Origin of the sequence: Flaviramulus multivorans (assembly GCF_021728415.1) — a bacterium.
GTDB classification, from domain to species: Bacteria; Bacteroidota; Bacteroidia; order Flavobacteriales; family Flavobacteriaceae; genus Sabulilitoribacter; species Sabulilitoribacter multivorans.
In genome coordinates, this window is sequence record NZ_JAKKDV010000001.1 from 958,019 (window position 1) to 973,443 (window position 15,425).

The window sequence follows — 15,425 nt, forward strand, 5'->3', positions numbered from 1 at the left end:
CAATTGCTTTTCATAAAACCAATTATTAACAATAAAGAATAATTACCTCTTTTTATTCGATTATAAACATAATCGTAATGAAATCTACATTTCTTATTCTTTCTTCAAAAAGGTACAATTACTATTTTAGGAGATTCAGTTTTGACTTTCAAAATAAAGTCATCAAAACTAAAAATTTATTTCTTTTTTTAACGCTTTTAGTGTTATCAGTTAGTGTAAATGCACAACAAAATCAAGTACAACAAGATTCAACTAAAACCGAAAAACTAGATGAAGTTTTAGTAAAAGCTGTACGCGTTGATGCCGATTCTCCAATTACGCATTCAAACGTTTCAAAAGAACAACTTGCAAAGCGAAATTTAGGGCAAGACATTCCTATTTTATTAAACTATTTGCCATCTGTAGTCACAACAAGTGATGCGGGTGCAGGGATAGGTTACACGGGTATTCGTGTACGTGGAACCGATGCTACCCGAGTGAATGTAACTATTAACGGGATTCCTTACAACGACCCTGAAAGTCAAGGAACGTTTTGGGTAAATTTAGGAGATTTTGCATCTTCAACAGAGAGTTTACAATTACAACGTGGTGTAGGAACTTCTACCAACGGTTCAGGAGCTTTTGGGGCTAGTTTAAACCTTTTAACAGATGCATTTTCAGAGAATGCCTCTGCTGAAATTTCTAATAGTTTTGGGAGTTACAACACGAGAAAGCATACTATAAAATTAAGTACAGGATTATTAAATAATCATTTTGAAATTTCTGGACGATTCTCAAAAATAGATTCTGATGGTTATATTGATAGAGCGTTCACCGATTTGAAATCTTACTTCCTTCAAGGAATTTATAAAGATGAAAATACTTTAATAAAAGCCTTAACATTTGGGAACTATGAACGTACTTATCAAGCTTGGTTTGGCTTGACAGCGGAAGAATTACAGGAAAACCGTCGTCAAAACCCATATACATATGAAAATGAAACCGATAATTATTGGCAAGACCATTATCAATTGCATTGGAATGAACGTTTAAATAGCAATTGGTCAACTAATTTAGGACTAAATTATACCAAAGGGAAAGGCTATTTTGAGCAGTATAAGCCAGAAGAATCAGCGGCAGATTTTGCTAATTTAATTGAAGAAGATTCCGATGTTATAGTTCGCAGGTGGTTAGATAATAATTTTTATGTAATCAATGCCAACGTCGTATACAAGAAAAATACATTAGAAGTTATTTCAGGAATATCTTATAATACCTACTCCGGAGATCATTTTGGAGAAGTTATTTGGGGAAGCGATTTAGCTCCTAACACCAATATAAGAGATAGGTATTATGAAGGAGATGCTACTAAAAATGATTTTAGTGTCTTTTCAAAAGCAACCTTTAAATTGCTAGAAAAAGTAACTGGTTTTGTTGATATACAAGGACGTTTTGTTGAGTATAAAACTAATGGTGTAAATTCAGATTTAGTTGATTTTGTAACAGATGCTAATTTCAATTTTTTCAACCCTAAAGTTGGATTTACATATAAACCTTCAAGTAGTAACAATTATTATTTGTCTTATGCAAGAGCAAACAGAGAGCCAAACCGTGATGATTTTAAAGCTGGTGTAACCGAAAACGAAACTTTAAATGATATTGAATTAGGTTGGCGCTTTTACAAAAACAAGGTTAGTGTAAATACGAATTTGTATTATATGTTTTATCAAAACCAATTAGTGTTAACAGGTGAGTTAGATGATGTTGGAAGCCCAATTAGAGCTACTAGCGGTAAAAGTTATAGATTAGGTTTAGAGATTGATGCAAATATTCAGTTTAGTAAAGTCTTTAATACCTCCACAAATGTAGCTTTAAGTAGTAATAAAAATCAAGACTTCAATGCTACAATTAATGGAGAAGTGGTTGATTTAGGAAATACTAACATTTCTTTTTCGCCAAATTTAGTTATTGGTAATTCCCTTAATTTTAATCCTTTGGAAAATTTACAAGTGTCGTTCTTAAGTAAATATGTTGGCGAGCAATATATGGGAAATATAGATAATGAAGCTTCAAAATTGGAGCGTTATTTTTTAAACGATTTAAATATTAACTATGAAATAAAACCTAACGGAATATTTAAGTCGATTGTGTTGTCAGGATTGGTTAATAACATATTTAACAAAGAATATGTTTCAAACGGGTATTTTGGGTCGTTTGATTATGACGATACATCAAGTCCAACGGGGACTACTACTGGGTATTATTCAGGGTATTATCCACAAGCCACTACAAACTTTTTAGTAGGTGCTACTTTAAAATTCTAAGAAAAGAAATAAAAAATCTTAAAAGACCTCAGTAATTCGCTGAGGTTTTTTAGTTAAAAATCAAAAGTATATTACCGTTTTTCTCAACGCGATAATTTTTTAAAGCACATCTTAATCCGCTATTACCTTCAGGCGTTCCAGTTACAAAATTATATGTGTTATCATCATCACAACCACAAGTTCCAAACAATCCATTAGGAGTTAGTGCGGAACATGCATTTGGAGTATGATTAGGGTCTGCAGCATCCCATGCATAAAAATCGGCACCAGTACTGGCAACAATAATACCTGCATTTCCTGCATTAGCAATGTACACAGAATTTCCAGCAAAAGTTAACTGACTATATTGGGGTAAACTCAGATCTATAGTAAGATTTACGCCAATATTTAACAAAAAGTTACAGTTATTATTATCTTCAGAATTACTACTACAAGCGGTAAAAATAACAAAGGATAAACAACATAAAATAGACCTCATAGCACGTCTCTAATTAATGGGCAATTTACAACAAAAAGTAAATTGATTTAAATATTTTGTATATTTGTGGTACAATCTCGTGTATGCGAGATTTTTTTGTTGCTGAACCCTGTTCAGCATCTTTTATTAAGTAAAACGATGAAGTTATGAGTAAAGTATCATACTATACACCTGAAGGATTAAAAAAATTAAGAGAAGAACTTAAACAACTAAAAGACGTTGAGCGTGTAAAGGCTTCAAAAGCTATAGCTGAAGCTAGAGATAAAGGAGATTTAAGTGAGAATGCAGAATACGATGCAGCTAAAGAAGCACAAGGAATGTTGGAAATGAGAATTTCTAAATTAGAAGAAGCTTTGGCGGGGGCACGTATTATTGATGAATCTCAGTTAGATACTTCCAAGGCATTAGTTTTGTCGAAGGTGAAAATAAAAAACCAAACCAATGGTATGGAAATGGTTTATACTTTAGTGGCAGATGGAGAAGCAGATTTAGCTTCTGGAAAAATTTCTGTTAACTCTCCTATAGGAAAAGGGTTGTTAGGAAAATCAGTTGGAGAAGTTGCTGAAATTCAAGTACCAAACGGCGTTATGAAATTTGATATTATAGAGATTTCTCGTTAGAAATAGTCTAAAACGAACGATTAAAAAGATTTCTAATTAAACTAATTAGGAATCTTTTTATATTTACATATATTCAAAACTCTCAAAAGAATTATGGCTTCAATTTTCACTAAAATAGTTAATGGCGAAATACCTTGTTATAAAATTGCCGAAACCGATGATTTTTTAGCTTTTTTAGATGTAAACCCCAATGCGAAAGGGCATACTTTATGTATTACAAAGAAAGAGGTCGATAGAATTTTTGATTTAGATGACGCTACCTATTCAGGTTTAATGAGCTTTTCTAAAAAAGTGGCCATCGCTATAAAAAAAGCTGTTCCTTGTTTACGAGTTGGTGTAAGTGTGATTGGTTTAGAAGTACCACACACGCATGTGCATTTAATTCCATTAAACTCTATGGAAGATGCTCGGTTTATTCAAAAGGTAAAATTGTCTAAAGAAGAATTTGAAGAAATTGCTAGTGCTATTAAGTCAAACTTATAGCTGATTATAAAGCCCTAAAAATACTATTGCTGCCACTGCAATAGCTACAAGGATAATAACAAACCAAGCTAACTTTTTAATATACGTTGAAGGCTTTTTAGGTGTAAAAGCTTTTTTTTGATACTCTACTACTAAGTCAATTTCATCCGTCCATTGCACTGGGTAAATAGGAGAGTTACATTTTTTACAAGCTAATTCGTGGATAATTTCAGAAGTAATTGATTTATAAAGTTTTGTCTCAACAATTTTTTGACTAAAAGTTAAGTACAAACCTTCCGTAGTGTAACATACAGGACAGTTGTTTTTTAAAGCTACTTCTTTTACAAAAATTTGTTTTTCAGGCATAATTATTGGGCGCGTTTTAAACTTATTTGTATAGTACTTCCTTTTCCTATTTCAGAGTGCAAAACTTTTATTTTACCATTATTAAAATCTTCAATAATGCGTCTTGTGAGTGATAAACCAAGTCCCCAACCTCGCTTTTTTGTTGTGAACCCAGGTTCAAATATTCTATTATAATCCTTTTTAGGAATACCCTTTCCGGTATCTGTAACACGCACTTTCACTTGGTTTTCCAATTGAGAAATCTCAATGGTTAGTTTACCTCTGCCTTTCATAGCGTCGATAGCATTTTTTACAAGATTTTCAATAGTCCAACTATAAAGTTGTTTATTTAGATTTACGAGAATTTTATCATTTGGGATTTTTATTTCAAAATCAATGAGGTTCGAAGAGCGTGCTTTTAAGTAATCATATGAGTTTGTGGTCTCCTCAACAATATCAGCAATCTCTAAAGTTGGAAGCGAACCAATTTTACTAAAACGTTCGGTTATCGTTTTTAATCGGTCAACATCTTTTTCAATCTCAGTTATATATTCGGGGTTTACGTTTTCGCTTTTAAGTATTTCGGTCCAACCAATTAAAGAAGATAAAGGCGTGCCAATTTGGTGAGCGGTTTCTTTTGCCATACCAGACCACAACTTGTTTTGAGTTGCGTTTTTATTACTGCTATAGAAGAAGAAAATAACGGCTCCAAAAAGAAAAACAATTAGCAATAAGGCAAGCGGGTAGTACTTTAATTTATTTAATAAAGGAGAATTTCCGTAGTAAATAATGCTATTAAGTTTGCCGTCAAATTTTACTTCAATAGGGTTATTTTCGTTTTTAAATTTTTCAACTAATTTATTTATATAAACAGAATCATTTAATTGATTTTCGTCAATATTTATATGGCTTCCAACGCTACCATCTTTATTAATTTCTAATACGGGTGTACTGGTATTGCTATTTAATATTTTAAGAGTAAGATCTAAATTGGTGTTGTTATCAGAATTAATTAAATCGGTTTGTGCAAACGACCAAACTTCCATTTTTGTGCGTTCTTCATCCTTAAAATGCTGAAAAAACTCATAAGTTTTCCATAAAATAAGTGATACAATGGCGAACGATGCTACAATAATAACCCAACGGAATGCATTGCTATGTTTTTCAAAAATCATTAACAATTATAATTTTAATTTGTAATATAATGCAAATCTGTTAATATTATTGCGCAAGTTGTTAGTAAATCTATTTTTTGATGCGTTATAGTTTAGTTACATTTGTATCACCTAAAAAAGTTTAATGCCGTCATTTGATCCAAAAACATTAGCAACCAATAATTTACATAGTTATTTGTTAAGTGCGGTAGCGCCTAGGCCTATAGCTTTTGCAAGTACTATGGATGCTGATGGGAACCCAAATTTGTCGCCATTTAGCTTTTTTAATGTATTTAGTTCTAACCCACCAATCATGATTTTTTCACCTTCCAGAAGGGTGCGAGATAACACTACAAAACATACATTGCAAAATGTTGAGGCGACAAAAGAAGTAGTGATTAATGTAGTGAACTATGATATGGTGCATCAAATGTCGTTAAGCAGTACTGAGTACCCTGAAAAGGTTAACGAGTTTGAAAAATCGGGCTTAACCATGTTAAAGTCGGATATTGTAAAGCCGTTTCGGGTTGCTGAATCACCCGTACAATTTGAATGTAGGGTAAACGACATTATAAAATTAGGAACTGAAGGTGGTGCGGGAAACTTAATTATATGCGAAGTAGTAAAACTTCATATAGATGATGATGTTTTAGATGAAAACGGGACGATTGATCAGAAAAAATTAGATTTAGTAGCTAGAGCTGGAGGCAGTTTTTATAGTCGAGCAAAGAAAGGGTTTTTTGAGATTCCAAAGCCAATTTCTACCTTAGGTATAGGGGTTGATAATTTTCCAGATTTTGTTAAAAATAGTATGGTTTTAACAGGAAACGATTTAGGAATGCTTGCGAATATTGAAGCATTACCAACACAAAAAATGGTAGAAGATTTTGTAACTGATATTTCAGAGCGTCATCCCAACATAAAAAAATTAACACACAGACAAAAGCATAAACTGGCGCGTAATTACTTAAGTTTTGGCGATATTGAAAGTGCTTGGAAAATATTGTTATCATAATAAAACTAATAAATAATAAGAATAAATAATAGATTAAATGGAAGTTCAAGGAAGAATTAAAATGTTAGGAGAAACTCAAACTTTTGGAAATAATGGGTTTAGAAAAAGAGAAATAGTTGTAACGACTGAAGAGCAATATCCACAACATATTATGGTGGAGTTTGTACAGGATAAAACAGATTTGTTAAACAACTACCAAGTTGGACAGCAAGTAAAAATCAACATTAATTTACGAGGTAGAGAATGGGTAAATCCGCAGGGAGAAACCAAGTATTTCAATTCGATTCAAGGATGGAGAATTGAAGCCTTACAAAATGATACTTCTGGCGAGAACTTACCACCAGTACCACCTATGGATGCGTTTGAACCTGCTGGCGATTTAAATGCAGATGATCACGACGATTTGCCATTTTAAGAATTTTGTCATTCCTGATTTTGTTTCAGGATCTCATAAAATAAACCTCAATGTTTAACTTAGCATTGAGGTTTTTTACTTTTTACGATGCAGTATTTAACTAATAAAATATGGTTTCCTAATGTAAACGAAGCAACCGAAGATGGTTTACTGGCTATTGGAGGTGATTTATCGGTTGAGCGTTTATTACTAGCTTATAAATCGGGTATTTTTCCTTGGTTTGCAAATGATGAGCCTATACTGTGGTGGTCGCCAAATCCGCGATTTGTATTATTTCCTGAAAAGCTAAAAGTTTCAAAAAGCATGAAACAAGTTTTAAAAAGTAAGGATTATATAGTTACAGTGAATAAAGATTTTGAAGCGGTAATTAACGAATGCTCTAAAGTGAAGCGAGATAGACAAGCTGGCACTTGGATTACAAAAAGTATGATGGATGCTTATATAAAGCTTCATGAACTCGGGTATGCAAAATCTGTTGAAGTTTGGAACAATGATGTTTTAATTGGCGGACTATATGGTGTAGATGTTGGCAACGGCGTATTTTGTGGCGAAAGTATGTTTGCCAAACAAAGCAACGCTAGTAAAGTGGGTTTTATAACGTTTATACAAAACACTCATTATAAACTTATAGACTGTCAAGTTTATACCAATCATTTAGCAAGTTTAGGTGCTGAGGAGGTTTCTAGAGATGCATTTTTAGAGTATTTTTAAACTTGATTTTGTAAAAAATTTCGGCTATCTTCGTTTAACTGCTGATATAAACAATTAAAAAAGTCCATATCATGGCATTGTACGCAAGCTGAAAGACTGTTTCAAATCTTTATTAATCCAAAAACCTCGACACGTCCTTTGTCAATGTAAACTTAAAATTCCCTATTGTGTAGTATAACATTCCAATTGTTATACCTATAAGTGCATATTCAATTTTTGGAAGAAACGTTGAACCCACTGTTATAAAAACACAAATAAGTGTATTGATAACTATAGGTTTTCTAAAAGGTGGTAAAAATTTAAAATATATGGTTTGTTTTCCTACATAAAAGAAACACATTCCTACTATTGCCAGTACCCTAAAATCGTTTTGGTTTAAATCATTCAAAATAGCATGTCTGATGACATTAGCTAATATTACAAATCCCATAGCAAGAAAGAAGTGAGAATAAATAAGAGTAAAACCATTCTTCATTGCTTTTAATCTTTCCATTACATGAAAGCTATCATAATAAATCCACCAGATTAATCCTATCATTATAAATCCAGTTACGGCAGCAATGACACTCAATGCATCCCAATTAATATCTCTTAAGGCTGTTGTTAAACTAATAATAGATTCACCTAAAAGTATAATGGAAAGAAGACCAATTCTTTCAACTAAATGCTCTTTATGTACTGGAGGTACATTCTTGTTTTTGCTTACAAGAATAAAAGCTATCATTTCAAAGACGATTCCTAAAACTAAAGTAATTTCTCTGTAAGGATCAGGGAAGAGAAATGAAGTACCAATAATAATTGTTCCAATAATTATAATTATACCGCATTTACTAGCATACTCTTTTGACTCATTAAGTGCTTTAGTAGAATTAATATACAGGCCTGCTATAATGATTTGAATAACTGCATAAAAGCCAATAAACAACCCATAGTTTTCAAATAAATCACTACCTAAAAAGGCAGTCATTGTTATCATTAAAAACATGATAGCCAAACTTGAAATTCTATGGTACCTACTATCTGTGTCAAAACGATTAGCAAATAAGGTGTGCAGCGTCCAAATCCACCAAATAGATAGGAATTGAAGAGGAAACATCCAAATTTGTTTAGGATCTATATGATTATGATGAGTATGTGCAAGTTGATGCGTAACAATACCTATACTGGACACAAAAACCAAATCAAAAAAAAGCTCCAACCATGTGGCATGCCTATTTTGAACTAAATATTTGAATGTTTTCTTCAACAGAAACTATATTTTAACATATACAAAATTATAACATTTCTCCACGAGCTGGATAATGTGCCGTAATAATATAATCAACCGCTTTTACAAAAGATGGTAAATATGGTCTTCCCCAAGGATTACTGTTTATAGCTGAATAATAAACTTGGTTATTATTGTCAATTAAAAATAATCCTGGTTCACTAAACTCACTTGGTTCACCCTCTTTTACACCTGCACTTAAATACAAAGCCCAATCTCTGGCTGATTTTTCAGATAAACCATAGCCCAAAGTAAGATTAGACAATTCCCACTTTTGACGAGAAAGTCTAGCTCTCTTTTCGGTATCCATACTTACAGCTACAACATTAACGCCTCTTTGCTCAAATTCGGGTAACAATTCTTGTAATTGTTGTAAGTACTTTTTACATAATGGACAATGTAATCCTCGGTAAAAAACAACCAAAGTAAAGTTGCCTGGTTTTTGGTCTGCTAAATTCCATTGATTTCCAACTAATAATGGGAATTGTAAATCTGGTGCTGTATGTTTTGGTGTTGGTCTATTCATAATTAATACTTTAAAAGTTTGCTTTTAAATGATTTTCAAAACGATTAAAATCATTCTCTATTTCAGGGTTTTTCATTACATCATATGCCACAAAAGTTGGTAATGGTTCAAAACCAAACCATTTAAAATTAAGATGCATAGGTTTTAGTAAGTCATCTTCACTCATACCATTAAAAAAAGTTTCCTCTGGATTATTAAAAGCTTCTTTTGGTGCATTAGCCGTTACTGACATCATATACTTTCCGTTTAATTTTCCGCCTAAACCATAATTCTTCTTTGGGGCTTCCTTACTTCTACCATCACCATCAGACATTTCGCCCATCATACCCATCGAAAATACTTCATCAATGTATTTTTTAAATGACCAGCTTACACCCATCCAATTTAAAGGTGTTTGAAAAAAGACAACATCTGCCCATTTAAATTTTTCAATTTCTTCATTGACATCATAATTATCTTCCATAGTAGTTTTCTTGATGTTATAGCCATTACTTTTAAAGTAACCTTCAGCTTTTTCAGTTAAACTTGCGTTTAATTTTCCTTCAGAAAATGGATATTTCTGATGACCGTTGATAATAAAAATATTTTTCATTTTAAAATTTTAATTATATTTGTTTCACAAAGAAACTAATATTAGTTTAAAATAGAAACTATTATGCTTTCATTTGAACAAATAGTGGTAACCAAAAAGTAACTAATGGCTAGAAAATATATAGACAACCCGAATGCTTGTTCTCTTGTTCATACAATGAACATAATTGGCAATAAATGGAAACCGATTATTTTATATTTATTATCAAATGGTTCTATGCGATTTGGAATGCTGAATACTCTAATACCAACAATCTCAAAAAAGGTGATGACTAATCAATTGAAAGAATTGGAAAATGATGGATTACTTTTAAGACAGTCCTTTGCTGAAATTCCACCAAGAGTTGAATATTCATTAACCGAAAAAGCAGTTGGACTTTTACCCGTTTTAAAGTTGTTAAGTGATTGGGCAAATGAAGCTTATCCCGAAATGGACTTTGAACAATGTAGAATAATGGAAAATGGAAAAAAGCCAGCGTACAACAACGTATATAAAAAATAGCGGTTTAAGCGCCTAATCGAAAATGAATTTTATAAATTTAAGGTCAGTACCAAACCGAAAAGTCCGTGAGTAAAATCCGCTACTTTTCATATACAAAACCGTTAAACGAACCACCTAAACGTCATTATACCTAAAACATTCAACTTCATGGTCATTTACCATGCCTGTGGCTTGCATATGTGCATAAATTACTGTTGAGCCAACAAATTTAAAACCTCGCTTTTTTAAATCTTTACTAATAGCATCACTTAATGACGTGTTCGCCGGAGCATCTTTATAGTTTTTCAATTTATTTTTAATGGGTTTGCCATCAATAAACCCCCAAATGTATTTACTAAAACTGCCAAATTCTTGTTGCGTTTTTATAAAAGCTTGCGCATTGGTAACCGTTGCGTTTATTTTTAGTTTGTTTCTAATAATACCAGCATCTTGTAATAAAGCATTTATCTTACTTTGTTTATAATTTGCTATTTTTTTGTAATTAAAATTATCAAACGCTTTTCTGAAGTTTTCACGTTTTCGCAATATGGTAATCCAACTTAAACCAGCCTGAAAGGTTTCTAAAATTAAAAACTCAAAAAGAGTGTCGTCATCATAAACAGGCACACCCCATTCTGTATCGTGGTAAGCTTCAAATAAATCATCGCCAACACACCAACCGCATCTGTGTTTAGTACTCATAATTATTTGTAAGGTGTTTAATTAATACATGACAAAAGTCATTATATATGATAAAACAAGATACTAATTTTGTATCATCAAATAAAAGAATTTAGAATGAACTCTATAATACAATCTAGTTTAGAAAAAAGTATAACTTATGATACTTACCGTAGTTTAGTTCAGCAGCTAGCTCAAGCGGGCTCAACTACTGGAAAAGAAAAAACGGAAGCTTTGGTAAATTATACGAAGCTTAATGATAGACGGATGAAACGTTGGGATAAAACCATAAAAATACCTGAAGACGTTAAACATAAAATATCAGAATTTAATCAAAATATAACGTGGTTAGTGATTACTGAAAGTTGGTGTGGTGATGCAGCTCATGTTATACCCGTGCTTAATAAAATAGCAGAATTAAACTCTCATATAGATTTAAAACTAGTGCTTCGTGATGAAAATTTGGAACTTATGAATGCGTTTTTAACCGATGGTAATCAGGCGATACCCAAAGTTATTATGATTGATAACGAAACAAAAGAAGTTATAAACACTTACGGGCCACGACCAAGCGAAGCAACAAGTTATGTTAATAGATTTAAGGAAAAACAAGGAAAATTAACACCAGAGTTTAAAGAAGATTTACAGTATTGGTACAATAATAACAAAGGGGAAAATGTAATTGAAGATATTACAAAAATATTATGCGAATTAGAGCCTATTGTTTGCCAATAAAGTAAAAAGTAATAGAACCAATTTGTGTTTTTTTGGAAGCATCGGCGCTAAACTGAGATTGTTGCGCATAATCTAGAGCATGCCCAATCAAACACTCATTATCAGACGTTGAAGAATTGTTTACATAAGTATCAATAACATTACCTTGTGCATTAACGGTAATATTTACTACTATTTTTCCATCTTCTTCACAAAGGTAAACCGGGATAGGAATGAAAACTTTTTTTCTGTTTTTTAAAGAAAAACTAATGGTGCTTTTTGAGTTATTACCTTCTGATTGTTGTTTTTTAAGCAACTCGTTTACTTTACTAAATTTAGATAATTCTTCCTCGTTAAGCTTTGAATCTTCAATATCCTCATACTTACGATGTGCCGTATTAGGACCATCTGGAGTTGGATTAGTTTGTGGTACATAGTCTTCAGGCGGTGCAATAGTTTTGTATGCTTGTGCAAATTGCTTGCTTTCTTGTGATTGGTCAAAGGCTTGATTGGTTTCAGCCTTGGCATTTGCAAGCTTCTCTAAAGCTTCTATGATTTTTATTTCTTCTTCTGTAAGTTCTTTTTCAGGTTCAATTTCATAGTAACTTTCAGATATAAATTCACTCTGTTTTTTAAGGCTTAAATTAAAAACAGATAGCACTATAGTTCCTGAAAGGAATAAGGTAATAAGTAGGGCTTTATGTTGATTTGTTAGGTTCAAATCTTAATAATTAGATAAATAGGTTTGTGAAATATACGTAAAATAAAGGAATTTAGTTGTTTAGGCCTCTAATAAAGTCATCAATAGAGCTTGCATTACCAACGTAAAAGTCGCCAATTTTTGTGCGTCTTAAGACAGATAAATGTGCTCCAGACCCTAAAGCTTTACCAAAATCGTTGGCTAACGAACGGATATAAGTGCCCTTACTACAAACTACTCTAAATTCTATGTTTAAACCTTCTATTTTAGTGATTTCAAACTCCGAAATATTAACGGTTCTTGGTTTAATATCTACAGCTTCACCTGCTCTAGCAAATTCATACAAACGCTTACCATCTTTTTTTAAAGCTGAAAAAACTGGCGGAAATTGCTGAATCTCTCCAATAAATTGATGGGTCGTTTCCTTTATTAGGTCTTTAGAAATATGTTCGGTTGGAAAGGTTTCGTTTATTTCGGTTTCTAAGTCAAAAGAAGGCGTCGTGCTTCCTAAAACGATTGTACCGGTATATTCCTTTTCTTGCCCTTGAAAGGTATCAATTTGTTTAGTCATTTTGCCCGTACAAATCACTAACAGACCTGTTGCCAATGGGTCTAAGGTACCTGCATGTCCTACTTTTATTTTTTTTAATTTGAAGGCTTGCCTAAGCTCCCAACGTAGTTTGTTAACGACTTGAAAAGACGTCCAGTTTAAAGGTTTATCTATCAATAGCACTTGCCCAGAAAGATAATCGTCTTTCGAAACCATATTATGAGTTTAATGAAATAATTATAGCAATTACACCCACAACAGCACAGTAAATCGCAAAGTAGGACAGTTTACTTTTTTTAACTAAAGCAATCATCCATGTACAGGCAAATAAACCTGCAACAAAAGCAGCAATAAATCCAACTGAGAGCGCTGTAATATTTTGAGTGTTATAATTTAAATCGCCCGTTAAAAGGTCTTTAGCAATTTTTCCAAAAATTAAAGGGACTACCATTAAAAAAGAAAATCGTGCAGCTTTTGTTTTGTCGTTACCTAATAAAACCGAAGTGGAAATAGTAGCTCCAGAACGCGAAATTCCTGGTAACATAGCTATGGCTTGCGATATACCAATAACTAATGCGTCAATAAACGTTACTTCTTTATTGGTGTTTTTTGATTTATCAGCAAGGTAAAGTAATAAGGCGGTGATTATAAGCATAAAGCCAACTAGCTTAACATTACCACCAAAAAGTTCAGCAAACTGCGATTCAAAAGAATAACCTATAATGGCTGCGGGTAACATTGAAACCGCAATTTTAGCAATAAATTTTAAATCGTCGTTCCATTTAAATTTTAATGCACCTTTAACAAGACTAAAAATATCTTTTCTAAAAACAACCATAGTACTTAAAGCGGTTGCAAAATGCAATACTACCGTAAACAAAAGGCTTTCTTCAGGAACAGGATGATCACCCAATATAGCTTTTCCAAGTTCTAAATGACCACTGGATGAAACAGGTAAAAACTCGGTAAGTCCTTGAATTATTCCAAGAATAATTGCGTCTATTATATTCATGGGGTAAAAATAGCTAATATGATAAAGTAAACATAACGTGTTGTTATAAAAATCATTTTAAATAAAAATCCAACCAATTATCATAATTATAATAATACCAAATGTTCCTTGAATTAATGTGGAAACAGTTTGGGTTTTAAGGGCAGTTGTTGTATCCATTCCAGAAAACTGAGCGACTACCCAAAAGAAACTATCATTTAAATGGGATACTGTCATTGACCCTGCCCCAATTGCTAGAACCGTTAAAGCGCGCCCTAATGAAGAGTCTAACCCAAAAGATTCTAAAATAGGCGCCATAATAGCGGCTGTAGTAATTATTGATACTGTTGAAGAACCTTGAGCAGTTTTTAAAATAGCTGCAATAGTAAAAGGCAAAAACAAACCGAGGTTTAAATGAGAAAACTTACTTCCAATAATATCGCCAATACCTGTGGCTTGTAAAACCGAACCAAAAGCACCACCAGCACCGGTAATTAAAATAATAATTCCAGCTTCTTTAAGACCGCTAGTTACCCAATTAAAATGTGTAGCATCATTTACATTTTTCTTCAATTTAAAAGCTAAAAAAACACCGACTAATAAGGCTATTACAGGGTTTCCTATAAAATTAATGGTTTTAGATAAAACACCCTCTCCAAATGGTTGGGTTGGATAATCTGAAATGGATTTTAGTGCAATTAAAATGATAGGAATGATAATAGGCATAAAAGCGATTGAAGTTTTTGGTATGGCTTCAATTTTAGATACTGTTTCAGGGGTATCCATATTGTTATTGTTTGGAAGACTTTTATACCGATGTTGTATATATTTCGCCCAAAAATAACCGATTAATGAAACAGGAAAAGCAACCGCAAGTCCTAATAGAATAACCAATCCTAAATCAGCATTTAATGCAGCAGTTGCTGCCAATGGACCAGGAGTTGGGGGCACAAAAACATGAGCCGTATACAAACCCGCAGCCAACGAAACCGCCAAAACCGTCATAGAAATTTTGGTTTGCTTGCTAATAGCTTTGTTTAATGAAGAAAGGATGATAAACCCAGAATCGCAATACACGGGAATGGAAACAATAAAACCAGTAATGTTCATAGCTAATACCGAGCGACTTTTTCCAATAGTTTTTAACGCCCAATTAGCCATAGTTTTGGCACCACCACTTTTCTCTAAATAAGCACCAATAATGGTTCCAAAAGCAATAATTATTCCAATGCTTCCCAGTGTTTTTCCAAAGCCTGCGGTAAGCGCTGTAGTAATTTCGTTCTCACTTAGTCCACCCACAAACCCCATAACAATGCCAGCCATTAATAAAGATAAAAATGGGTGAAATTTGTATTTTGAGGCTGCTATAACCATTAATACAACAACAATAACTAATGCGATTAAAATCTCCATAATGCTTA

At 32.7% G+C, this 15,425-nt stretch carries 19 protein-coding genes; 8 read left to right on the forward strand and 11 right to left on the reverse strand.

The window, feature by feature from the left end:
* Nucleotides 1-77 precede the first annotated feature (77 nt).
* Nucleotides 78-2,303: a TonB-dependent receptor gene (locus tag L3X39_RS04260; RefSeq protein ID WP_237230506.1), complete on the forward strand. Its 2,226-nt coding sequence runs from the start codon at nt 78-80 to the stop codon at nt 2,301-2,303.
* Between the two features lie 49 nt (nt 2,304-2,352).
* Here the strand turns inward: L3X39_RS04260 and L3X39_RS04265 are convergent, their stop codons facing one another.
* Entirely contained in the window at nt 2,353-2,781 is a 429-nt protein-coding gene (locus L3X39_RS04265; RefSeq protein WP_237230507.1) for a hypothetical protein, read from the reverse strand.
* A gap of 146 nt (nt 2,782-2,927) precedes the next feature.
* Between L3X39_RS04265 and greA the strand changes: the two genes are divergently transcribed.
* Both greA and L3X39_RS04275 read left to right on the forward strand, forming a co-directional pair.
* Nucleotides 2,928-3,401, forward strand: coding sequence for a transcription elongation factor GreA (gene greA, locus L3X39_RS04270; protein WP_237230508.1), 474 nt, complete (start codon nt 2,928-2,930; stop codon nt 3,399-3,401).
* A gap of 93 nt (nt 3,402-3,494) precedes the next feature.
* Complete coding sequence (locus L3X39_RS04275; protein ID WP_237230509.1) at nt 3,495-3,884, forward strand: HIT family protein; 390 nt, start codon at nt 3,495-3,497, stop codon at nt 3,882-3,884.
* On the opposite strand, the gene L3X39_RS04280 is transcribed toward L3X39_RS04275, so the two are convergent.
* Nucleotides 3,879-4,229 (reverse strand): hypothetical protein, encoded by a 351-nt coding sequence (locus L3X39_RS04280; protein ID WP_237230510.1) that lies wholly within the window; start codon nt 4,227-4,229, stop codon nt 3,879-3,881. The two genes, L3X39_RS04275 and L3X39_RS04280, sit on opposite strands and share 6 nt — an antisense overlap.
* A gap of 2 nt (nt 4,230-4,231) precedes the next feature.
* The gene (locus L3X39_RS04285; protein WP_237230511.1) at nt 4,232-5,383 is read right to left on the reverse strand and encodes a sensor histidine kinase; all 1,152 of its coding nucleotides are present in this window, start codon (nt 5,381-5,383) and stop codon (nt 4,232-4,234) included.
* A 124-nt stretch (nt 5,384-5,507) separates the two neighbouring features.
* On the opposite strand from L3X39_RS04285, the gene L3X39_RS04290 reads away from it, so the two are divergent.
* From L3X39_RS04290 to aat, 3 genes are all read left to right on the forward strand, one after another.
* A complete protein-coding gene (locus L3X39_RS04290; protein WP_237230512.1) occupies nt 5,508-6,377 on the forward strand; it encodes a flavin reductase family protein in 870 nt (289 codons plus the stop codon).
* A gap of 37 nt (nt 6,378-6,414) precedes the next feature.
* The gene (locus L3X39_RS04295; RefSeq protein WP_237230513.1) at nt 6,415-6,792 is read left to right on the forward strand and encodes a DUF3127 domain-containing protein; all 378 of its coding nucleotides are present in this window, start codon (nt 6,415-6,417) and stop codon (nt 6,790-6,792) included.
* A gap of 87 nt (nt 6,793-6,879) precedes the next feature.
* Nucleotides 6,880-7,503 carry a leucyl/phenylalanyl-tRNA--protein transferase gene (aat, locus tag L3X39_RS04300; RefSeq protein ID WP_237230514.1) on the forward strand — a complete coding sequence of 208 codons (624 nt, stop codon included), beginning with the start codon at nt 6,880-6,882 and terminating at the stop codon, nt 7,501-7,503.
* A 112-nt stretch (nt 7,504-7,615) separates the two neighbouring features.
* Here aat and L3X39_RS04305 read toward each other — a convergent pair whose 3' ends face one another.
* Genes L3X39_RS04305 through L3X39_RS04315 form a run of 3 tightly spaced genes read right to left on the reverse strand, consistent with a single transcriptional unit; the run spans nt 7,616 to nt 9,888 of the window.
* Complete coding sequence (locus L3X39_RS04305; RefSeq protein ID WP_237230515.1) at nt 7,616-8,749, reverse strand: low temperature requirement protein A; 1,134 nt, start codon at nt 8,747-8,749, stop codon at nt 7,616-7,618.
* Between the two features lie 28 nt (nt 8,750-8,777).
* Nucleotides 8,778-9,296, reverse strand: a complete 519-nt coding sequence (locus tag L3X39_RS04310) for a peroxiredoxin-like family protein (RefSeq protein ID WP_237230516.1) — start codon at nt 9,294-9,296, stop codon at nt 8,778-8,780.
* A 10-nt stretch (nt 9,297-9,306) separates the two neighbouring features.
* On the reverse strand, nt 9,307-9,888 hold the full coding sequence (locus tag L3X39_RS04315; protein WP_237230517.1) for an NAD(P)H-dependent oxidoreductase: 582 nt from the start codon (nt 9,886-9,888) through the stop codon (nt 9,307-9,309).
* A gap of 105 nt (nt 9,889-9,993) precedes the next feature.
* Here L3X39_RS04315 and L3X39_RS04320 point away from each other — a divergent pair, with 105 nt between their 5' ends.
* A complete protein-coding gene (locus L3X39_RS04320; protein ID WP_237230518.1) occupies nt 9,994-10,389 on the forward strand; it encodes a winged helix-turn-helix transcriptional regulator in 396 nt (131 codons plus the stop codon).
* Nucleotides 10,390-10,503: 114 nt separating this feature from the next.
* Here L3X39_RS04320 and L3X39_RS04325 read toward each other — a convergent pair whose 3' ends face one another.
* The gene (locus tag L3X39_RS04325) at nt 10,504-11,070 is read right to left on the reverse strand and encodes a DNA-3-methyladenine glycosylase I (RefSeq protein ID WP_237230519.1); all 567 of its coding nucleotides are present in this window, start codon (nt 11,068-11,070) and stop codon (nt 10,504-10,506) included.
* Nucleotides 11,071-11,166: 96 nt separating this feature from the next.
* On the opposite strand from L3X39_RS04325, the gene L3X39_RS04330 reads away from it, so the two are divergent.
* Nucleotides 11,167-11,784, forward strand: a complete 618-nt coding sequence (locus tag L3X39_RS04330) for a thioredoxin family protein (protein ID WP_237230520.1) — start codon at nt 11,167-11,169, stop codon at nt 11,782-11,784.
* On the opposite strand, the gene L3X39_RS04335 is transcribed toward L3X39_RS04330, so the two are convergent.
* The 4 genes from L3X39_RS04335 to L3X39_RS04350 are packed head-to-tail and all read right to left on the reverse strand — an operon-like array spanning nt 11,768 to nt 15,417.
* Entirely contained in the window at nt 11,768-12,484 is a 717-nt protein-coding gene (locus tag L3X39_RS04335; RefSeq protein WP_237230521.1) for a hypothetical protein, read from the reverse strand. The genes L3X39_RS04330 and L3X39_RS04335 overlap by 17 nt on opposite strands.
* 52 nt (nt 12,485-12,536) lie before the next feature.
* The gene (gene truB, locus L3X39_RS04340; protein ID WP_237230522.1) at nt 12,537-13,229 is read right to left on the reverse strand and encodes a tRNA pseudouridine(55) synthase TruB; all 693 of its coding nucleotides are present in this window, start codon (nt 13,227-13,229) and stop codon (nt 12,537-12,539) included.
* Nucleotide 13,230: 1 nt separating this feature from the next.
* Complete coding sequence (locus L3X39_RS04345; RefSeq protein WP_237230523.1) at nt 13,231-14,025, reverse strand: undecaprenyl-diphosphate phosphatase; 795 nt, start codon at nt 14,023-14,025, stop codon at nt 13,231-13,233.
* 57 nt (nt 14,026-14,082) lie between these two features.
* Nucleotides 14,083-15,417, reverse strand: a complete 1,335-nt coding sequence (locus tag L3X39_RS04350; RefSeq protein WP_237230524.1) for a GntP family permease — start codon at nt 15,415-15,417, stop codon at nt 14,083-14,085.
* Between the last annotated feature and the right edge of the window lie 8 nt (nt 15,418-15,425).